Origin of the sequence: Desulfonatronum thiosulfatophilum (genome assembly GCF_900104215.1) — a bacterium.
In the GTDB taxonomy this organism is placed as follows: Bacteria; Desulfobacterota; Desulfovibrionia; order Desulfovibrionales; family Desulfonatronaceae; genus Desulfonatronum; species Desulfonatronum thiosulfatophilum.
Genome location: NZ_FMXO01000004.1, coordinates 139795 through 160225 on the forward strand (window position 1 = coordinate 139795; position 20431 = coordinate 160225).

The following is a 20431-nucleotide window of genomic DNA, read 5'->3' on the forward strand; positions in this document are numbered from 1 at the left end:
CCCTTTATTGATTTTCGGTGGGTAGGGAGTTGTCCAGTTCAGCCAGCACGCTCCGGAAAATCTCCTCGGGGCACACTTTTTCATCAATTTCGCAACATGACAGCGCATCCGCATCCGCGATGCAGTTCAGCGTCTCGTAGATGCAAGTCAGCAGGGTTTCATCGCCTGATTCACAAACACGGGTAACCAAATTCGATAACGGGCGAGGAGCATCTTCGTTCAGTCGAATCTGTATTTCGTCCTTCAGGAATTTAAAGTCAAAGTATTCCAGGTATTGCTTCGCTTTTTCCCGCATCAGCCACCTCATTTCGCCGACCAGCATTTTTGTTCTTCTCGCATATCTCACCCACCCAGGCCTTTAAAGGATGCGCCGCATCTTTGTCCACCAACTGTTCACCTGCTTGGTTTGACAATCAAGATGATCGACTGAGAACAGCAAAAATATCAAGCAGGACCGGAGGCGCGAAGTTGGAAATGATCCCCCTGAAGGTCTGCATTTCCACTTGCCCGAATGCTGACAGGTGGTTATATGAAGTCGGGGCGAATGGGAGTTGCCCCTGCCCGCCCTTGGCTCAGCTACATGCAAATTCGGTTATCATGCCGACTTTCCCGTCCTTGAAGGAGTCCCTGCACATGGCCTACCATATCGGCGTCGACGTCGGATCCGTCAGCGTCAATTGCGTCGTTCTCGACGAATCTGAAAATCTTGTTCACGAAGCCCCTTACCGCCGCCATTTCGGCTTGGTCCTTGAAGAGACCGCCAGAGTTCTGGATGAAGTTTTCGCCCAGTTTCCACAAGAAAAGGTCCGCTCCATTTCTTTCACCGGCAATCAGGGACAAGCCATCAGTGAGCTCCTTGATGCGCCTTTTGAAGTCGAAACCATTGCCCAGGTTCTCGGAGTCACCAAGATTGTTCCGAATGTGCGCAGCATCATCAGCATCGGAGGCCAGGATGCGGCGCTTTTTGAACTGGACTACGACCACGGCCAGTGGCGGTTGTCCGCGTTCAACGTCAACGGCCCCTGCGCTTCGGGCACGGGTTCCTTCATTGATCAGCAGGCCGAACGGCTCACCTTCGCCATGTACGGTGAAAATTTCGACATGGACCAGGAAAAGCTGCAGAAGGTTCTCGAGGATTTCATTGAGCTGGGCGCCACCAGCACCTATCCGGCTCCCGTGGCCTGCCGCTGCACCGTGTTCACCAAATCGGACATGATCCACTTGCAGAACAAGGGTGAAAGCCTGCCGAACATCATTGCCGGCCTGCACCACGGCACGGCTGCCAACTATATGAGCACCATCGTGGCAAATCGGGAATTGGCCGAGCCCGTGGTCTTTGTCGGCGGCATGGCTTCCAATCGGCTGCAGGTGGAGGCTTTTCGGAAATACTATCCCAATTTGACCGTTCCCCAGCACCATGCTTCGCTGGGCGCCTTGGGGACAGCCCTGCAATCCCTGCGCAACGATTTGCGCAATTCCGTGGACACGGCTGCGTTACGCTCTCCCGCGGCTTCCAAGGTGGATGCCATCGGCAGGGCCGAACCCCTCTCCCTGCAGCTTACAAACTTCGACCCGGACAACACCCTGGCGCCGCTCCCGGACACGGGTGAAGTCATCGACGCTTATCTTGGCGTGGACATCGGCTCCACATCCACCAAATACGCCCTGATCGACGATCAGGGGCGCATCATTCACAAGCGCTACGTCCCCACCCAGGGCAAACCCATCGAGGTTGCCCAGAATCTGCTGCGCCACCTCAAGGACGAAGTCGGCTCCAAGGTCCGCATCAAGGCTGTGGCCACCACCGGTTCGGGCCGCAACGTGGTCGGAGACTTTGTCAGCGCGGATCTGATCATCGACGAAATCACGGCCCATGCGCGCGGCGCGGTGGCCGTGGATCCCAAGATCGACACGATTTTCGAGATCGGCGGCCAGGATTCCAAGTACATCTCCATCAGCCGGACCCATCCCACGGACTTCATGATGAACAAGGTCTGCGCCGCGGGTACCGGAAGCTTTCTGCACGAGCTGGCCAACAAGATGAAAATCAACATCTTCGGCGAGTTCCAGGAGGTTGCCCTGGCCTCCCAAAAGCCGGTCAATCTGGCCGAACGCTGCACCGTGTTCATGGAATCGGACTTGACTGCCTATGCCCAGAAAGGGGCGGAGCGGGACGACCTGATCGCCGGGCTCTGCTACGCCATCGTGCGCAACTACCTGCACCGGGTGGTGGAAAACAGGCACATCGGGCAACGGATCATGTTTTTGGGGGGACCGTCCTTGAACAAAGGCATCGTGGCCGCCTTCGAGAAGGTTCTCGGCAAGCCCATCCTGGTGCCCAAGCACCGGGAGGTGATGGGCGCCTTCGGAGCTGCTTTGGCGGTGCGGGAACAGGCACGAGCTGGGAAGATGGAAGAAAAGCCCCGCAACCTGGAAGATCTCGCCGGCCTGGAAGTCGCTTTCAAGGAGAAGGTTTGCCAGGTCGACAGGGATTGCCACAATGAATGCAAGCTGAAGATCTACAACTTCGGCGGGCGCAAAAGCGTCTGGGGCGGAGACTGCGGCCGTTATGAAACCACCCAGCACAGTGAACGTAAAGAAATCGACTATTTCCAGTTGCGCTGGAAGTTGTTCCATGAAGCCGTTACCAGCACCGGCGCGCAGCTGGGCAACGGCATTCCGGAACGTGACAGTCGGCCCTTGATCGGAGTGCCGCTCAGTCTGCATTCCATGGATTGGGGAGTATTCTGGGCTCACCTGCTTTCAGGCTTGGGTTTCTCCGTCTACTTCAGTCCTCCCACCACCCAGGCCATGGCCATGGCCGGAGTGGAGAGCATGACCGCGGAAACCTGTTTTCCCGTGAAGGTATTTCACGGCCATGTCGACCATCTCCTGAAAAATACGGACTACCTTTTCCTGCCCAACGTGATCAACATGGCCACGGCGGATCCCAAGGAAAAAGGCCAGTTGTGTCCCCTTGTCGAAAGCTCGCAGTACCTGGTCCGATCGGCCATGCGTATCGAAGACCATCGCATCATTAAACCGACGTTTTTCCTCAAGGACGGGCCGGAGATGCAGGTGGACGCGGTATATCACAGCCTGCCCGTGAACTTGCGGCCCTCCAAAAAAGCAATCGCCACTGCCCTGCAACAAGCATGGGAACGCCAATATGCCTTTCGAGAGGATCTACGTAGCCGCGGCCGGGAGATCCTGAGCGAGGTCGCCGAGGATGAAACCGTTTGGATCATCACCGGTCGGCCCTACAACCTTTACGACGAGCGCCTCAATCTGCAGATGGGCCGCCAGATGGCCAAGCTGGGCATCAAGGCACTGCCCTTGGACTTCCTGGATGTGGACGAGGAGTCGCTGGAAGATTTCCCCCGGATGTACTGGGGGCTGGGCGCGCGGATCTTGCGGGCCACGAAGAAAATCGCCCGCATGCCCAACTGGTACGGTCTTCATCTGACCAACTTTTCCTGCGGTCCGGATTCCTTCATCGAGCATTTTTACAGCCATGTGCTCAACGACAAGCCGTTTCTGATTCTGGAACTCGACGAACACAGCGCCGTAGCCGGAATGCTGACCCGGATCGAGGCGTTTCAGAACGTGGTCAAGAATGTCCAGAGCGCGTCAAGCCAAAACTGAAGCATGCCTTTAACGGTCGTGGATCATCTGGATGTTATGTTGTGAGATGTCAATCGACGTTCTTCGGGTTTTCGAATGACGGCCAGACCTGCTCCGTCACATCCCACTTCCTACTGAATTCACCTGAACAAACGGATATGTAAATGGAAATGTCACCCCACAAGCCAAAGTCATCGGCGTCATTTGCGGATCGCATGGTCAACAAAGTCGGGCAATTCGATGTTGCCGGCAGAACTTTGCTGATACCGGACATGTCGCCCACGGGCTCCCGGCTTTTGGCCGCCAGTTTTCGGGCCTTCGGTGTCCCCTCCGTGGTCATGCCCACCTATACCCATCTTCATCTCGGCAAGGAGTTCACATCGGGCAAGGAGTGTTTCCCTTGTCAGGTCACCCTGGGCGACATCCTCGGCTTTTTGGAGGAGGAGAAAAAGCGTCAGGGCGACAGCTTCAACGTCTCCGATTACGTTTACTTCATGCCCGAAGCCGACGGCCCCTGCCGTTTCGGGATGTACAACAAGATGCATCGGCTGGTTCTGGACCGCTTTCCGGATTTCAAGGACATTCCCATTCTCTACATGTCCACGTCGGACGGGTATGCCTCCACGGGCATTCTGCCCGGGGAGAAGTCTAAATACTTCCGTCGCCTAGCCTATGTAACCATGATTGTGGCGGACGTTCTGGATCGGATCACGTGGCGGGTCCGGCCCTACGAGCGGGAGCCCGGGCAGACCGACGCCTACATGGCCACGGCACTGCAAGAAATGATGGAGCTGGTAGAAAAACGCGGTGAAGCCAGGGATTTTGACGCCATCTACGCCCTGCTCGGCCGGATCGCAGCCCATGCCAAGACCATCATCGATCCGGCCAAGCCTCGAAAGCCGCGGATCGGAATTATCGGAGAAATCTATCTGCGCACCCACCCGGAATCGAACCAGAACATCATCGCCGAACTGGAACGTTTCGACGCGGAAGTTGTCGACGCATCCCTGGGCGAGTGGGTCAACTACGTGGCTTTTGAGCAGTATCGCGAAATCTGCAAGGACTGGAAGCAGGCCTGGCAGCGCAAGGACATGTCGACCCTGGCCGATGCCACACGCAAGTGGGCGGAAAGCAGAATCGAAATGGCCTGGCAGGGCTGGCGGCAGAACCAGGTTTATGAGCAGGCCCTGAAGCACCTGGACATCCAGGCCGACCATCCCATCCCCGACGTGGAGAAAAAACTGGACAACGACCGGCTCTTCACCTTCGATATCGGCACCGAAGCCGCGTTGAGCATCGGCGGGGCGCTGGGATTCGTGCACGACAATTTCGACGGCGTGGTCAACGTCTATCCCTTCACATGCATGCCCAGCACCATAGCCTCGGCCGTGCTCAAACCCCTGCTCTTGAAGCAGAACGTTCCCTACATTGACGCCTCCTACGACGGCGCCATTCAGCCCAACCGCGAAGTCGCCCTGCGCACATTCATGTACCAGGCTGCCCAGCACAAGGCAGCGCGGGATGAAGCATAGCTGAGGGCATGGGATTTGAATTTGCGTCAAGCAAAGGCATCGCGTTCATTCGAACGCTGATGTGTAGAGCAGAGACAATAAAAAAACGTTTCCAGCTTCCGCTGGAAACGTTTTTTTATTGTCAGGAGCGAATCTGATCTAACAGATGTTCTTGGCGGCCATAGGATTTTCATGAAGCACCAGGGACTTTTCGCCCTCACGCAGCACGCATATCATCCTGGCCAAAGAATTGTCATGCAACTCTTGGATGTAGTCCCGGCTCACGCAGGTCTTCTTTCGGCTGAAATTGAGCAAGGACAAGAAGACGAAGCTCTTGTAGATTCTTCGGTTGGTCTTGAAGGAAAAAATGTAGCTGTTCAGCGAGCTTTCCAGGAAGCGGTCGTTGCGTCGCTGCACGGCCCGGCTGAAGCTCACGGATTGGAGCCAGTAGGCCTTGTGGATCATGGCGTCCGCCTGCATTTCCAGCCAGGCGTGCGAGACATCCTGCTGTTCCTCCAGCAACACTCCGTGCGCCACGGTATCCGCGGCCAGATGGCACAGATACCCGTAGGCGAAAGCCTGTTCCGACTCGTTCCGGGCCTGCTCCAGGAAACGCATCCCCGTGGCCCAACTGTGCGGACTTTTGTCCTCCGGCAGGTGGCTCTTTCCCAAAATCATGTCCGCCATCAGGTTTCCGTACAGAAAGTCTTGACGATATCGAGACAACAACCCAAATATGGCGGGCGGGATTATGGAAGCGTAGGCAAAGAGTTCACTGGCAACGTAAATATGCGTTAACGGCCCCCATGCCCAGGCCGTGGAGGGGATGACGAGCAGCCCGACAAGTACGAATAAACACCTGATGAACATTCGTTATTGCTTCCTTGAGATAATTTCAGGTTTCAAACCCGGTGAGGACCATCGGCACAAGACTCGGTCAGGCCGATGCCAATCCCAGTCAGGTGCTGAAAATAGCGCTTTTCGTAGATTTGTCCAGAGGAATGAAGAAGAACCGTTTGTCAAAAACTTGACCCAAGAAAAATCAATCATATCTCCACCACACGTAACCATCTTGCCTTCCAAGACTTTGGCGCAAGGAGAACAAGCATCATGAGCGTTTCTTTCAAGGATTACTATCAGCTTTTGGACGTCTCCAAGACCGCGTCCCAGGATGAACTTTCCAAGGCCTTTAAGAAGATGGCCCGGAAGTATCATCCTGATCTGAATCCGGACAATGCCGAGGCGGAGAAGAAGTTCAAGGAGATCAATGAAGCTTATGAAGTGCTCAAGGATCCTGAAAAGCGGAAGCTGTACGATTCCCTGGGGCCAAATTGGCAGCACGGTCAGAATTTTCAACCGCCTCCGGGTTTTGATCAGCGCGGCTTCCGCTCCCGCTCGGCCGGAGGGCCGCAATTTGAGGCTGGAGGATTCGGCGGGTTCAGCGATTTTTTCGAGACCATGTTCGGCGGACAGTTTCGCGGCCAGCAGGGCTACGAAGGCGACCCCTTCGGTTCCGGCGGTTTCGGGCCCAGACAGACCAAGGGCCGGGACGTGGAGGTGGGCATGGAACTGCCTCTGGAAGATGCCTACTCCGGCGGAACCAAGACCATCTCTTTCCAGGAGCAGGTGGTGGGGCCGGACGGCATGCCGCGCATGGAGACCAAGTCGCTGCAGGTGAACATCCCGGCGGGAATCAAGAATGGTTCACGGATCCGACTCGCGGGGCAGGGTTCGCCGGGGCTACGGGGAGGCCCATCCGGAGATTTGTATTTGAAAATTCACATCGCCCCGCACCCTCTTTTCAAGCTGGAAGGCAATTCCATCGTCTACGATCTGATGCTCGCGCCCTGGGAAGCGGCTCTGGGGTCAAAGGTTCGCATCCCGACCCTGTCCGGGGCCGTGGACATGAACATTCCGGCCGGATCCGGCAGCGGCAAAAAACTTCGCCTGCGAGGCAAAGGACTGGGCAAAGGCGCGGATCAGGGCGATCAGCTGATCCGGGTCATGATCACGGTTCCGCCTACGCCCTCGGACCAGGAACGAGCCCTGTGGGAGCAGCTTGCCCAAGTTTCCGACTTTCAACCGAGGGAACATTCCTAATCGCATTTTGAGGGAGCATAATTATGGCGCTGCATATCAGAATAAACAACGACGAGCTTCCCGTCCGGTCGGAACTGGTTGTCTGGGCGGAGTTTATCGATTTGACCGGCATCCATCCTTCTCGTCTGGGCGAACTCGTGGAACTGGGCTGGATCTGCCCGGACAAGCAGGGCGAGGAGTGTTATCTTTTCCACCCCCGCGACGTCTATAGGGTCAGCAAGCTGGAACGGCTGTGTCGGGATTTCGAACTGCCCGCCCTGGCCGGGACCATCATTGTCGACCTGCTGGAACGCATCGACGACCTGGACCGTCAGGTCAGAGATCTGCGCCGGCTGCTGTGAGCCCGGCTTTGGCTTACTGTTATCGCAATCGCTTGAAACGACTCTGACGGCAGCCCAGGATACCAGAGCAGCCGACATTGATACAATTCATCATCCTCAGGAGGAATCCGCATGGAAATGAGCAAGTTCACGCAAAAATCGCAGCAAGCCGTGGCCGAAGCCCAGGGAGTCGCCATCCGGTTCGGCAATCAGCAGGCGGATGTGGAGCATATGCTGCTGGCCTTGATCAGCCAGGAGAACGGACTTGCCCCGCGGCTGCTGGACCGGGCCGGCGTCTCCCCCCAGAACTATCTGCAGGCCCTTGAGGCCGAGATCGGCAAGCTTCCCAAGGTCAGCGGACCGGGAGTGCAGCCGGGACAGATCTCAATTACCCAAAGGCTGAGCGCTGTTCTGCTCAAGGCCATGGAAAAAGCAAAGAAAATGCAGGACGATTACGTCAGCGTGGAGCATCTCCTGCTGGTCGTACTGGAGGAGCCGGCATCAACGGCCGCGGGACGGGTCAACCGCCAGTTCAACCTGACCGCGGATCGCATCCTGGCCTCGCTGACCGAAGTGCGCGGCAACCAGCGCGTCACTTCGGCCAATCCGGAGGACACCTACGAAGCGCTGCAAAAATACGGTCGTGATCTTGTCGAGGAAGCCCGCAAGGGCAAGCTTGATCCGGTCATTGGCCGGGATCAGGAAATCCGGCGTTGCATTCGCGTGCTTTCCCGGCGGACCAAGAACAATCCCGTGCTCGTCGGCGAGGCCGGCGTGGGCAAGACGGCCATCGTCGAGGGATTGGCCCAGCGCATCCTGAAGCAGGACGTGCCCGAGGGGCTGAAGAACAAGACTGTTTTCTCCCTGGACATGGGCGCGCTCATCGCCGGCGCCAAATACCGAGGTGAATTCGAGGAGCGGCTCAAGGCCGTGCTCAAGGAAGTCCAGCAATCCGAAGGCAGGATCCTCCTGTTCATCGACGAAATCCACACCATTGTCGGCGCGGGCAAGGCCGAAGGGGCCATGGACGCGGGCAACCTGCTCAAGCCCATGCTGGCTCGGGGCGAACTGCACTGCATAGGGGCCACCACCCTGGACGAATATCGCAAGCACATCGAGAAGGACCCGGCCCTGGAACGCCGCTTCCAGCCCGTACTGGTGGAAGAACCCAGCGTGGAGGACACCATCTCCATCCTGCGCGGACTGCGTGAGCGGTTCGAGGTGCACCACAAAGTCCGCATCAACGACAGCGCCATTGTCGAAGCTGCGGTGCTTTCCCACCGCTACATTACGGACCGCCAGCTCCCGGACAAGGCCATAGACCTGATTGACGAGGCCGGGGCCATGCTGCGCACGGAGATCGACTCCCTGCCCTCGGAACTGGATGAGATCAGCCGCAAAGTATTGCAATTGGAGATCGAGCGGGAGGCGTTGAAGCGAGAGACAGACGACAATTCACGCATTCGCCTTGAAAAACTTGAAAAGGAGTTGGTTGATCTCCGCGAGTCGCAAGAGGCGCTCATGGCACAGTGGGAGCAAGAAAAAAACTCCCTTAATGAACGAAGTCGGTTGAAAGAGGAAATTGAAAAGACTGAATTGGAAATTGATGAAGCCAAGCGAGGTCTCGATTATTCGAGAGCTTCCGAACTACAATACAGTACCCTGACAAACCTCAAGAGGCTCCTGGTCGAACACGATAAACAACTAAATTTGGCATCAGGAAGCGAACGGATGGTCAAGGAAGAAGTCGGCCCCGACGACGTGGCCGAGATCATTTCCCGCTGGACCGGCATCCCGGTGTCCCGGCTTCTGGAAGGGGAGCGGGAAAAGCTGCTCCGCCTTGGAGACACGTTGCACGAACGCGTCATCGGCCAGGACGAGGCGGTTCAGGCCGTGGCCGACGCTGTGCTCCGGGCCCGCGCTGGATTGAAGGACCCCCACCGGCCCATCGGCTCCTTCATCTTTCTCGGCCCCACCGGCGTGGGCAAGACCGAGCTTTGCAAGACTCTGGCCCAGGCGCTCTTCGACACTGAGGAAAACATGGTCCGTCTGGACATGTCCGAGTACATGGAAAAGCACACGGTGGCTCGACTGATCGGCGCTCCTCCGGGCTATATCGGCTACGACGAGGGCGGCCAGCTCACCGAGGCGGTGCGCCGCAAACCCTACAGCGTGGTGCTTTTCGACGAGGTGGAAAAGGCGCACCAGGACGTGTTCAACGCCCTGCTCCAGATCCTGGACGACGGCCGGTTGACCGACAGCCAGGGCCGGACCGTGGATTTCAAGAACACGATCATCATCATGACCTCCAACCTGGGCTCCCAGTACCTGTTGGAGGGCATTACTCCGGAGGGCGAACTGCGCCCCGGCACACGGGAAGAGGTCATGGGTACCCTGAAGGCTCATTTCCGGCCCGAATTCCTGAACCGGGTGGACGAGGTGGTACTCTTCAAGCCGCTGCTTCTCGAACAGATCAAGGAAATCATCGATCTGTTGCTGCAGGGACTGCGCGGACGCCTGGCGGATCGCAAGATCGAAATCGAGCTGGCCGACCAGGCCCGGGACTTTATCGCCCGGGAAGCCTATGACCCCATCTACGGCGCCAGGCCCCTGCGCCGCTATCTCCAGTCCAGGCTGGAAACGCCCCTGGCCAAGGAGATCATCGGCGGACGGATTATGGACGGCCAGTCGATTCGGATCGACGTGGACGACGAAGGGCTTGTGTTGACAAAATAAGTATCAAGCAGCGTCGGCAGTCAGAAGCTGGAATAATGAGAATCACAGCATGTGTAATGGGCGCAAGGGAAAGTGCAAACAGAGTGGAAACCTGAGGTGGATATAGTGGTGAATAGCGAATGGATGACGATATGATGGCTGGAGAGAAAAGCGTGAAGTCTGGTGGGACGGATTGCGAGCCGCGTTCCGTGCTGTGCCTGGACATCGGCAGCGGGACCCAGGACGTGTTGCTTCATCTTCCGGGAGAGCAGCCGGAAAACTGTCCCAAGTTCGTCCTGCCTTCTCCGGCCAGGATGGTTTCCAGGCGTCTGGCCGCGTTGACCGAAGCCCGCCGTGCTGTCTGGCTCTATGGGGACAACATGGGCGGCGGATTCTACCGGGATGTGAAGCGCCACCTGGAGCAGGGCCTGCCTCTTGCCGCCCATCCAGAGGCGGCAATGTCTCTGGGAGACAATCCGGAACGGGTGCGGGCCCTGGGTGTGACCCTGACGACGCAGTGCCCGGCTGGCTTTACTCCCCTGCATGTATGCGATTTTGATCCAGGATTTTGGCGGACATTCCTGGCTGCCGCGGGTCTGGATTATCCGGACCTGATTCTGGCCGCGGCCCAGGATCATGGCTATCATCCGGATTCCAGCAACCGCATTGGGCGCTTCCGGCTGTGGCGGGACTTCCTGCTTCAGGCTCGGGGGCGGCCGGAAGCCCTGGTCTTTGCCGAGCCTCCGGAGGAACTGACCCGGCTGCGAACCCTGAAGAGCCGCATCGGTTCCGGCCTGGTGGCGGATACGGGCGCGGCCGCAGTCCTGGGCGCGCTCCACGAGTCCGAAGTCCGGGAACGCAACAGCCGGGAAGGCATTTGCGTTGTCAACGTGGGCAACAGCCATGTCCTGGGATTCCTGCTCTTCCAGGACCAGGTTCTGGGCGTCTACGAGCAGCATTCCAATCGCAGCCGGGAGGACGTTCTGTCCGACCTGGACCTGTTCCGCCGCGGTGAATTGACTCATGAACAGGTCATGGACGAATACGGCCACGGCTGCCTGACTCTGGACCTGCCACCCGCAGCCGGAAATTTCACCTCCACCTACGTCCTCGGCCCGCGCCGCGCGCTGCTGCAAAACATCGGCGCGACATTCCTCGCTCCCGGCGGAGACATGATGCTGGCCGGATGCTTCGGCCTCCTGCAGGGCTGGCGGTTCGCCGCGGGCCGGACGTAGCATATCTTGGTTAAAGATTCGTTAAATAGGAAGCTCCGAGGTTGTTCATCTGCCTCTCGATCTGTTTGGCTCTTTGCTGAATATATTGAGAGGGAGCGGCGACGCTGAATCTTTTGGGCTGGGGCAGCACAGCAGCCAATAATGCGGCCTCCGACCTGGTCAGTCGCAAAGGCTCTTTCCCGAAAAATATCAATGCCGCCGAGTGCACCCCGTATATGCCGTCGCCAAACTCGGCGATGTTGAGGTACACTTCCAGAATTCTGGACTTGGGCCAGAAAATTTCCATCAAGAAAGCAAACCAGGCTTCCAACCCTTTGCGCACCAGACTCCTTCTTTCCCAAAGAAAAAGATTCTTGGCGGTCTGTTGCGTAATGGTGCTGGCTCCACGGACTCGCCCGTTCGCTCGTCGCTCTTCGATGGCTTGGGATATGGATTGAAAATCAAACCCCCGATGATGCGGAAATTTCTGATCCTCCGCGGCCACCACGGCGAGCGCCATGTGCGGTGATATGAATTCCATGTCCACCCATCGGTAGTGGATGTTTGGCGACCTATCATCCTGAACCCAGCCTTGCAGCTGCCTTTTGATCATGAAAGCACTGGTGGGCGGAGGCACGAAACGAAGAAAAACCACCAGGAGGACAGATAGGCTCACAAAGGCGATGATCGTGAAGAACAAGGTCTTCCCGACTGCCTTGACGAGGCTTGATCGGCGTTTTCGAAGCTTGTCTTTGACCATCCTGAACGGCCAGAAAAGATTTTGAACTACCTCCCGGATCATCGCCTGAAAAGATTGATCAATACCGATATTACGATACTGATGACGATCATGGATGTTATGGGGATGAAAACTCGGCTGCGTCCGGATTCATAGCGGATGTCTCCCGGGAGTTTCCCGAACCAGTTGAGAAGCCAGGGAGTAAAATGCCAGATCAGTCCCAATACGATAAGCAGGCCACCGGTGATGATCAGAAATCGAGCCATGAATTATTCCTTTATGAATATGTAAACCGACCCTGCCATCTGTTCTCGATGATAAGACAAATCGGCCGATCGTCCAATAGATTCTCTATATGCGTTGCGGTGCACTCCAAACGACCCGTGTTTTACCTTTCCTGTAGCCTTTCCTGTAGCCTCTCCTGATCCGCCGGAGAATATCCCGCCTAACTCTTCCCTCCCCCTGATCCCGCCGTATTTTTTAATGCCAGTGCTCGTTCTGCATTCCTTGGCACAGGAAGCCCACTTATGAATGTCACACCAGCCATGAATTCAGCATTCAGCAAGCGAACAAGATCAGGAGGTTTGCGATGCGGAGACAATCACTCATCTTATGTCAGAGCATTTTGGCTGCAGGGAGCGTGTTGAAAGGGTTCAGGTTTTTCTCGAGACGGGCACTACTGTTGACCTTCGCCATGATCTTCATGGCTGGTCCGGCTTGGGGAGCCACCAAGGTGATCCAGTGGGACGATCCCGTTGAAGTGGCTGAAGGCGAGGCGTTTCGCGGGCCCTGGCAGATGAACGAGTCAGACTGGCGTTTTGTCGACGATCCGTCCGTGGCCCTCACAGAGGACCGCCAAGCCGGCGTGGTCTGGGTCGATCAGGCTCGGCAGGATCTTTTTTTTCAGGTTTATGGTCCGGATGGAGAGCCGCGTTTCGACGAGCCGGTGAACGTGTCCCGAAGTCCGGAGGTCTTTTCGTGGCTGCCCCGGGTAATCATGTCCGGCGGTGAACCGGAAACCGTGTTCATCCTGTGGCAGGAGATTATCTTTTCAGGCGGCTCCCACGGCGGGGACATCCTTTTTGCCCGTTCCCAGGACGGCGGGCGCACCTTTTCCGAACCGCTGAATCTCTCCAACACCATTGCCGGAGCCGGCAAGGGACGCCTCTCACGGGATATCTGGTTCAACGGCAGCCTGGATATGGCCCTGGGACCCGAAGGAAATATCTATGTCGTCTGGACGGAGTATGAGGGCGCTCTGCGTTTCAGCCACTCTACGGATCAGGGGCAAAGCTTCTCCGAATCGTTGTTGATCGCAGGAGGACGCAGCGAACCGCCTGCCCGGGGTCCCAGCCTGGCTGTCAGCCCGGAGGGCGAGATTCATCTGGCATGGTCCGTGGGGGAGGAAGGCGCAGCGGACATCAGATACACCCGATCCACGGATCATGGCCGATCGTTCTTCGCCGAACACCGGTTTATCGTCCCAAGCACCGGCTTCTCCGACGCACCGAAGATTGCAGCGGACGAGCGGGGAATCGTGCATATCGCCTACACCGAGGGGCCATTCGGGCCGTTACAGGGTCTGCAGGTCCACTACTCCCAATCCGTGAACGGCGGTCTATTTCCCGAAGCCATCGAGATTTCCCAGGACCATGCCGAAAGCTTTGCCGGCGCTGGCTTTCCGTCTCTGGAACTGGACGGCCAGGGCAACGTGTACGTGCTCTGGGAACTCTTTCCGGAGAAAGGATTTACCCATCCCAGCGGGCTTGGAATCACCTTCTCTGACGACAATGGCCAGACTTTTGCCGACCCGATCATCGTCCCCGGCACGGATGATCCGGGGCTGGGCTTCAACGGAAGCCAGCAAGGGATGTTCATGAACAAGCTGGCCGTGAACCGCAACGGGGACCTGGCCATCGTCAACAGCACCTTCAAGGCTGGTGAATCCAGCCGAATCCGTCTGATCCGCGGCAGGATCGCCGCGGAGGAATAACGCCGAACAGAATAATCAACCACGGAGCGCACGGGGATCATCGTGATTGCATCTCGTTGAGCAAAGTTCACTTGCCCGTGCGCTCCGTGGTTCGATCCTCAGCGGTTTTTTCCGTTCCAAGATGTCACTGAAGTCCGCGCACCATGACATCCTCCCTGCCTTATATCCTTCCTCCCGCCACTCTGGCGGCTGTCCTTCAAGAACAACATGTTCTTCATCTAAAGCTCCAGAACTCATAAAATAGGTATTTCCCCTAATTGTTCCCACCGATATGAATTAGTATCTATTTCATTAATAAATATTCAGAAAATAATCATATTTTGTTCGTTTGGCCTCCGATTGAGTTAAAAGTGCCATGGCGGACAAAAATGCTTGAAGAGCGACTTTTAAAGGACACCTTTCAGAAGGCTGTACAGCAACTGTGTACGGAGTTCAGACAGGAACGATGTTGTTCGCCTTAGGCGCAAAGATTCTGGGACCGTGAACCCCAGTGCGGCTGTCCCAGGGGGCGGCGGCATGCGCGAAGTGGATGCCTAAATCATGCAGCGACATCAAAATTTTGCAATATGGGTAGAACGTTATGAAGAGTACCGTTGGAACAACCAGGTCCGTATGGATGGAAACGGCGCAGGTTCAGAATCGTCCAAGTCTTTCGGCAGAGGATAAAGGTGCTGCCTGCAACCGGCAGAAGATCAAGGCCGAGAGCCGGCAGATGGAAATGGAAATACCGACAGGTTGCAAAACAACGTTCAGGCTTGAAACTCGACCTTCTGATCCCATGCATGGAAGTACTCCGCAGCAAGACATGCAGGCGGACGTCTGCATTGTCGGTGCGGGCATGGCCGGCATGAGCACCGCCTATTCGCTGGCTCGGGAGGGCAAGTCCGTCATTGTACTGGATGCGGGGCAAATCGGCGGCGGCATGACCGAACGGACCACGGCCCATCTCTCCAATGCCCTGGACGACCAGTATTCCCAGATCGAGCGGTTGCACGGCGAGCAGGGGGCAAAGTTTGCAGCGCAGAGTCATACCGCGGCCATAGAGCACATTGAACGCATCATTGCCGCGGAAGAAATTGATTGCGATTTCGAGAGGCTCGACGGCTACCTCTTTGCCGCATTCGGCGAGTCTGAAACGAATCTTGAACGAGAAATGAAGGCCGCGAATCGCGCGGGGCTGGTTGACGTAGAGCTGATCAGGCACGCGCCGCTGGAAGGATTCCAGTCCGGTCCTTATCTCCGATTTCCCCGGCAGGCCCAATTCCATCCCCTGAAATATCTTGCCGGTCTTGCTCGGGCCATTGAGCGGAATGGAGGCCGGATCTTCACTGTAACACGGGCGACGGACATCAAGGGCGGTACCTCCGCGTATGTCCGCACGGACTCCGGACACGCAGTTTCCGCCAAGGCCATTGTCGTCGCCACGAACTCCCCGATCAACGACATCGTCACGATCCACACCAAACAGGCGCCGTACACCACGTATGCCATCAGCGCCCGCTTGCCCCGCGGTTCGGTCCAGCGGGCGCTGTATTGGGACACGCACGATCCGTATCACTATGTGCGCCTCCATGGCGTAGCCGATGAAACCGGCGAATACGATCTGCTGATTGTCGGCGGCGAAGACCACAAAACCGGGCAGGCCAATGACGGCGAGCAACGTCATGCTCGTCTCGAGAACTGGGCTCGGGAACGGTTCCACATGATGGAAGACGTGACCTTCCGCTGGTCCGGACAGGTCATGGAACCTGTGGACGGCGTGGCCTTCATTGGACGCAATCCTTCTGATTTCCGCAATGTCTATATCGCAACGGGTGATTCGGGAATGGGCATGACCCATGGCGCTATTGCCGGGATGTTGATCACGGACTTGATCATGGAACGTGAGAATCCCTGGGCCGATTTGTACGATCCCTCCCGCAAAACCCTGGGCGCTCTTGAGAAATGGACCAAGGAGAACCTGAACGTCGCGGCGCGGTTCATGAAGGATTTTTCCGCCGGCGAGTCCATGGCCGCGATGGAAAAAATATCGGCTGCTGAAGGCGCCGTCCTCCGGCAGGGACTGAAAAAGGTGGCGGTCTACCGCGACGAGCACGGAGAAGCGCATCAACTTTCGGCCAAGTGCGCGCACCTGGGATGCGTCGTGAGCTGGAACAGCCTGGAAAAGTCCTGGGATTGCCCATGTCACGGGTCGCGCTATGACCGGTACGGACAGGTGATCAACGGCCCCGCGAACCAGAATCTCCCGAAGATGGAAAAATGAGATGCATGAGCCGGATTTCAGCGGCCGGCGGACAGCGGTCATCACCGGGGGAAGCTCGGGAATTGGCAACAGCTTGGTCCGGAAATTCTGCGAGAACGGGATTTCAACGGCATTCGCGGACATTGCAGAGCCGCATGAAGAAAATCAAGGCGCGACGTTTTATCAGGTAGACATCGCCGATCCGGAGCAGGTGCAAGGTTTTATTAATGATGTCGACGCTTCTCTCGGAACGCCGGGCATCATCGTCTGCAACGCAGGCCGCGGGATTCACGAACTGTTGCGGGAAGGTGATCCGGAAAAATGGGAAATGATCTTCCGGGTCAACGTGTTCGGAGCACTGCGCATCATCCGGGGGTTTCTGAACGGGATGCTGCATAAGGGAGGCGGGGACATCGTGTTCGTCTCTTCGGTTTCCTCCCGGCATCCCTATGCGGGCGGCGGCGTTTACGCCGCTACCAAGGCCGCTATCGACGTGATCGCCGAAACATTGCGTCTTGAGGCCCAGCCCTCGGTCCGGGTGACGAACGTCGCGCCGGGCGTAGTGGATACCCGGTTTTTCGCGAGCATCATTCACGGCGGGCAAACGCCGGAAAGCATTGGCTGGGGCGCTTTGGAATCGGGTGATGTCGCGGACGCCGTATATTACGTCATCAGCCGACCCCATGGCGTGGCCATCAACAATCTGGTGATCAGGCCGACGGCGCAACCCATGTGAGACGAGCAATATGAGCAAGAACATCCTGATAACGGGCGGCGCCGGCTTTATCGGCTCCCATCTGTGTGACGAATTGCTGCAACACGGCTACAATGTGAGGGTGCTGGACAATCTTGTGGAACAGGTCCACGGCAACAATGGATCCCGGCAGGTTCATCTCCATGATGTGGAATTCATTCATGGCGACGTCCGCGACTCGCGGATCGTTGAACACGCCTTGAAGGGCATGGATGCGGTATTCCACTTCGCTGCCTGCGTCGGGGTCGGGCAGAGCATGTACCAGATCCGGAAGTACACGGACGTGAACAACATGGGCACGGCCGTGCTGCTGGAATGCCTGATGCGCCGGCCGGTTGCCAGGCTGGTGGTCGCCTCGAGCATGAGCATCTACGGAGAGGGGCTGTATGCTGCCGCGGACGGAACGCTTCATGAAGATGCGGGAAGAACCATGCGGCAACTCAAGGCAGGCGACTGGGAACTAAAGGGCCGTTCGGGTGAGCCGCTGTTCCCGCTTCCCACGCCGGAGACGAAAAAGCCGTCTCTGGCCTCCATCTACGCCCTCTCGAAATACGACCAGGAAGTCATGTGCCTTCTGTGCGGGAAAGCCTATGGCATCCCCACTGTGGCCTTGAGATTATTCAACGTCTACGGAACACGGCAGTCCCTTTCAAACCCCTATACCGGCGTTTTGGCCATCTTTGCCTCCAGGTTGTTGAACGACAACCCGCCGTTAATATTCGAAGACGGCCTCCAGAGAAGAGATTTCGTGAATGTGCTCGATGTGGCGCGGGCTTGTCGCCTGGCCCTGGAAACGACCGAGGTCGACCATGATGTCTTCAACATCGGCAGCGGCCAGAGCTACACGATTCTCGATATAGCCCAGCGCATGTGCGATCTGCTGGACAAGCCGGACATCAAACCGAGCACCAATGGGAAGTACCGCGTCGGAGACATCAGGAACTGTTTTGCGGACATATCCAAGGCCCGGAAGATCCTAAAGTACCAGCCTGAAGTTTCGCTGGAAGAGGGTCTGGAAGAGTTGTCGGCCTGGCTCGACCCGCAATTGGCCGTGGACAGGGTGGAATACGCGGGAATCGAACTGGCTGCCCGAGGCCTGACCATCTAGCACTGCGTGGAAAATCATGAAGACATCTTCATTTCCGAACAGGTCGTTCCAAGGCGGTCATCAAACGCCCGAAGCCGTGGGCATCGTCGAATGGTTCCGGGTAGGCGAATACGAGCAGGTGGAAAAAGCGCTGGATGAGATGGATGCGCTTTCCTTCTCGCACATCAGGACGGGGATCTCCTGGGCCGACTACCATGCTGAAGGTGGGCGGCAATGGTTCGACTGGCTGGTCCCCACCATTTGCCGAAAGATGAACATGCTGCCCTGTTTCCTGTATACGCCGCCTTCCCTCGGCATCGAACCGAAGGCTTCGTCTCCTCCGAAAAACCCGAAAGACTACGCGGATTTTCTCGACGTCATGATCACCAGGTTCGACGGGTTTTTCGACTGGGTGGAACTGTGGAATGAACCGAATAATCGCGCTGAATACGATTTCACCTTTGACCAAAACTGGACCATCTTTTCCGAAATGATCGGCAAGGCCGCCTATTGGATGCGCCAATTGGGAAAGAAGACCGTGCTGGGCGGGATGAGCCCCGTTGATCCGAACTGGCTGGAAATTATGTACCAGAACGGGGTGATGCAATATGTGGATGCCGTTGGATTTCACGGCTTTCCAAACGTGTTCGATCCGATGTGGCAAGGCTGGGCAAAGAACGCGGAGCGCATTCGCAAGGTCATTGACCGTTACGGGGGGAGCCAGGAGATCTGGCTGACGGAGGCCGGCTTTTCCACATGGCAGCATGACGAACAGCAGCAGCTGCGCATTTTTCTCGATGCTCTCGAAGCCCCGGTCCAACGCGCCTACTGGTACAGCCTGAACGATTTGGATTCAGGACTGCCGACGGTTAACGGCTTTCATATTGACGAAAGAGAATACCATTTCGGTCTAATCGGAAAACACGGCCACAAGAAGCTGCTCTACAGGCTGCTGGCGGCACAGGGAATCAAGAACATCAGGAACAGCCGGCAACTGGCCGAACCGTACCGGGCATCGGCCGAGCCCACCTCCAGAAGACACGCTTTGGTGATCGGCGGCGCCGGCTTCATCGGCACGAATCTTGTCCAAAAACTTTTGCACGAAGGCGCACAGGTCACCATTCTCGACAATTTGTCGCGTCCCGGAGTGGAAGACAACGTGCTCTGGCTGCGTCGTATGAACACGGGCCGTCTCAGCATTGAAATCGCGGATATTCGCAATGAATACGCCGTAGACCATCTGGTGAACGCGGCTTCCGAGGTTTACCACCTTGCCGCCCAGGTCGCGGTGACCACAAGCTGTGAGAATCCGGCGGACGATTTCGACGTCAATGCCCGGGGAACCCTCAACATCCTTGAAGCCGTGCGCAAGTCGGAACATGCGCCCCCACTGATTTTCACCTCCACGAACAAGGTTTATGGCGCTCTCGAAGACATTCCCATGCAGACCGCCGATTCCCGCTACGTGCCACTGGAAAAGACGCATGCGGCGCATGGGGTGAATGAAGACAGGCCTCTGGATTTCCACAGTCCCTACGGCTGTTCCAAAGGCGCCGCCGATTCCTACGTTCTGGATTATGTGCGGACATACGGCATCAAGGCCGTGGTGTTCCGGATGAGTTGCATCTACGGCCGACACCAGTGCGGCACCGAAGATCAGGGCTGGGTCGCCCACTTCCTGCTCAGCGCCCTAAAGGGAGAGCCCATCGTCATCTACGGAGACGGTCTACAGGTCCGGGACATCTTGTTCGTGGACGACCTGCTCAAAGCGTTCGATTTGGCCATCAAAAACATGAACCGACTGACAGGCCAGGCCTTCAACATCGGCGGTGGGGCGGATAACAACATCAGCCTTCGGGAACTGATCCAGGTCGCCGAGAGGCTCCAGGGGACCGAAATGGCTGTGGAGCACGGCGACTGGAGAAAAGGCGATCAGAAGTATTTTGTCGCGGACTACAGGAAATTTCATGCGGTCACCGGCTGGAAGCCCGCGATTTCAGCCAGACAAGGCGTGCCCATGCTCTACAGGTGGTTGAAAGAGGCGAAGCCGGTTCGCAATTTGGTGCGGACGGCGAGGCAGCCCATCTCATGGGACCGGCTCCAGCAAACGTACCAAAAACTGGCAAATTAAA

At 57.1% G+C, this 20431-nt stretch carries 15 protein-coding genes; 11 read left to right on the plus strand and 4 right to left on the minus strand.

Annotation, left to right across the window (positions count from 1 at the left end):
• Positions 1-4 precede the first annotated feature (4 nt).
• The gene (locus tag BLP93_RS04430; protein WP_092117634.1) at positions 5-322 is read right to left on the minus strand and encodes a hypothetical protein; all 318 of its coding nucleotides are present in this window, start codon (positions 320-322) and stop codon (positions 5-7) included.
• 311 nt (positions 323-633) lie between these two features.
• Between BLP93_RS04430 and BLP93_RS04435 the strand changes: the two genes are divergently transcribed.
• Together BLP93_RS04435 and BLP93_RS04440 are read left to right on the plus strand one after the other, a co-directional pair.
• A complete protein-coding gene (locus BLP93_RS04435; RefSeq protein ID WP_092117637.1) occupies positions 634-3645 on the plus strand; it encodes an acyl-CoA dehydratase activase in 3012 nt (1003 codons plus the stop codon).
• Positions 3646-3788: 143 nt separating this feature from the next.
• Complete coding sequence (locus BLP93_RS04440; RefSeq protein WP_244148638.1) at positions 3789-5156, plus strand: CoA activase; 1368 nt, start codon at positions 3789-3791, stop codon at positions 5154-5156.
• A gap of 138 nt (positions 5157-5294) precedes the next feature.
• Here the strand turns inward: BLP93_RS04440 and BLP93_RS04445 are convergent, their stop codons facing one another.
• Positions 5295-6005, minus strand: a complete 711-nt coding sequence (locus BLP93_RS04445; RefSeq protein ID WP_092117640.1) for a zinc dependent phospholipase C family protein — start codon at positions 6003-6005, stop codon at positions 5295-5297.
• A gap of 240 nt (positions 6006-6245) precedes the next feature.
• Between BLP93_RS04445 and BLP93_RS04450 the strand changes: the two genes are divergently transcribed.
• From BLP93_RS04450 to BLP93_RS04465, 4 genes are all read left to right on the plus strand, one after another.
• Entirely contained in the window at positions 6246-7235 is a 990-nt protein-coding gene (locus tag BLP93_RS04450; protein WP_092117643.1) for a DnaJ C-terminal domain-containing protein, read from the plus strand.
• Positions 7236-7258: 23 nt separating this feature from the next.
• A complete protein-coding gene (locus BLP93_RS04455; RefSeq protein WP_092117646.1) occupies positions 7259-7576 on the plus strand; it encodes a chaperone modulator CbpM in 318 nt (105 codons plus the stop codon).
• Positions 7577-7687: 111 nt separating this feature from the next.
• Positions 7688-10291, plus strand: coding sequence for an ATP-dependent chaperone ClpB (gene clpB, locus BLP93_RS04460; protein ID WP_092117649.1), 2604 nt, complete (start codon positions 7688-7690; stop codon positions 10289-10291).
• 119 nt (positions 10292-10410) lie between these two features.
• Positions 10411-11505, plus strand: coding sequence for a DUF1786 domain-containing protein (locus BLP93_RS04465; RefSeq protein WP_341844732.1), 1095 nt, complete (start codon positions 10411-10413; stop codon positions 11503-11505).
• 10 nt (positions 11506-11515) lie between these two features.
• Here BLP93_RS04465 and mtgA read toward each other — a convergent pair whose 3' ends face one another.
• Positions 11516-12286: a monofunctional biosynthetic peptidoglycan transglycosylase gene (gene mtgA / locus BLP93_RS04470; protein WP_341844733.1), complete on the minus strand. Its 771-nt coding sequence runs from the start codon at positions 12284-12286 to the stop codon at positions 11516-11518.
• Positions 12283-12489: a DUF2905 domain-containing protein gene (locus BLP93_RS04475; protein ID WP_092117652.1), complete on the minus strand. Its 207-nt coding sequence runs from the start codon at positions 12487-12489 to the stop codon at positions 12283-12285. The genes mtgA and BLP93_RS04475 overlap by 4 nt, the downstream gene beginning before the upstream one ends.
• Before the next feature lie 374 nt (positions 12490-12863).
• On the opposite strand from BLP93_RS04475, the gene BLP93_RS04480 reads away from it, so the two are divergent.
• The 5 genes from BLP93_RS04480 (at position 12864) to BLP93_RS17365 (ending at position 20430) form a co-directional block, all read left to right on the plus strand.
• Positions 12864-14216, plus strand: a complete 1353-nt coding sequence (locus BLP93_RS04480) for a sialidase/neuraminidase family protein (protein ID WP_139162913.1) — start codon at positions 12864-12866, stop codon at positions 14214-14216.
• Between the two features lie 805 nt (positions 14217-15021).
• Positions 15022-16479: an FAD-dependent oxidoreductase gene (locus BLP93_RS04485; protein ID WP_244148639.1), complete on the plus strand. Its 1458-nt coding sequence runs from the start codon at positions 15022-15024 to the stop codon at positions 16477-16479.
• Between the two features lies 1 nt (position 16480).
• The gene (locus BLP93_RS04490; RefSeq protein ID WP_092117658.1) at positions 16481-17194 is read left to right on the plus strand and encodes an SDR family oxidoreductase; all 714 of its coding nucleotides are present in this window, start codon (positions 16481-16483) and stop codon (positions 17192-17194) included.
• A gap of 10 nt (positions 17195-17204) precedes the next feature.
• On the plus strand, positions 17205-18320 hold the full coding sequence (locus tag BLP93_RS04495) for an SDR family NAD(P)-dependent oxidoreductase (RefSeq protein WP_092117661.1): 1116 nt from the start codon (positions 17205-17207) through the stop codon (positions 18318-18320).
• Positions 18321-18336: 16 nt separating this feature from the next.
• Positions 18337-20430 carry an NAD-dependent epimerase/dehydratase family protein gene (locus BLP93_RS17365; RefSeq protein ID WP_092117664.1) on the plus strand — a complete coding sequence of 698 codons (2094 nt, stop codon included), beginning with the start codon at positions 18337-18339 and terminating at the stop codon, positions 20428-20430.
• Position 20431: the final 1 nt, after the last annotated feature.

Bases quoted from the DNA above. Each gene is read 5' to 3' on its own strand.
- BLP93_RS04450 (WP_092117643.1), top strand. From the start codon at position 6,246: ATGAGCGTTTCTTTCAAGGATTACTATCAGCTTTTGGACGTCTCCAAG.
- clpB (WP_092117649.1), top strand. From the start codon at position 7,688: ATGGAAATGAGCAAGTTCACGCAAAAATCGCAGCAAGCCGTGGCCGAA.
- BLP93_RS04430 (WP_092117634.1), bottom strand. From the start codon at position 322: ATGCTGGTCGGCGAAATGAGGTGGCTGATGCGGGAAAAAGCGAAGCAA.
- mtgA (WP_341844733.1), bottom strand. From the start codon at position 12,286: ATGATCCGGGAGGTAGTTCAAAATCTTTTCTGGCCGTTCAGGATGGTC.
- BLP93_RS04465 (WP_341844732.1), top strand. From the start codon at position 10,411: ATGGATGACGATATGATGGCTGGAGAGAAAAGCGTGAAGTCTGGTGGG.
- BLP93_RS04445 (WP_092117640.1), bottom strand. From the start codon at position 6,005: ATGTTCATCAGGTGTTTATTCGTACTTGTCGGGCTGCTCGTCATCCCC.
- BLP93_RS04435 (WP_092117637.1), top strand. From the start codon at position 634: ATGGCCTACCATATCGGCGTCGACGTCGGATCCGTCAGCGTCAATTGC.
- BLP93_RS04455 (WP_092117646.1), top strand. From the start codon at position 7,259: ATGGCGCTGCATATCAGAATAAACAACGACGAGCTTCCCGTCCGGTCG.
- BLP93_RS04475 (WP_092117652.1), bottom strand. From the start codon at position 12,489: ATGGCTCGATTTCTGATCATCACCGGTGGCCTGCTTATCGTATTGGGA.
- BLP93_RS04440 (WP_244148638.1), top strand. From the start codon at position 3,789: ATGGAAATGTCACCCCACAAGCCAAAGTCATCGGCGTCATTTGCGGAT.
- BLP93_RS04485 (WP_244148639.1), top strand. From the start codon at position 15,022: ATGCAGGCGGACGTCTGCATTGTCGGTGCGGGCATGGCCGGCATGAGC.
- BLP93_RS04495 (WP_092117661.1), top strand. From the start codon at position 17,205: ATGAGCAAGAACATCCTGATAACGGGCGGCGCCGGCTTTATCGGCTCC.
- BLP93_RS04490 (WP_092117658.1), top strand. From the start codon at position 16,481: ATGCATGAGCCGGATTTCAGCGGCCGGCGGACAGCGGTCATCACCGGG.
- BLP93_RS17365 (WP_092117664.1), top strand. From the start codon at position 18,337: ATGAAGACATCTTCATTTCCGAACAGGTCGTTCCAAGGCGGTCATCAA.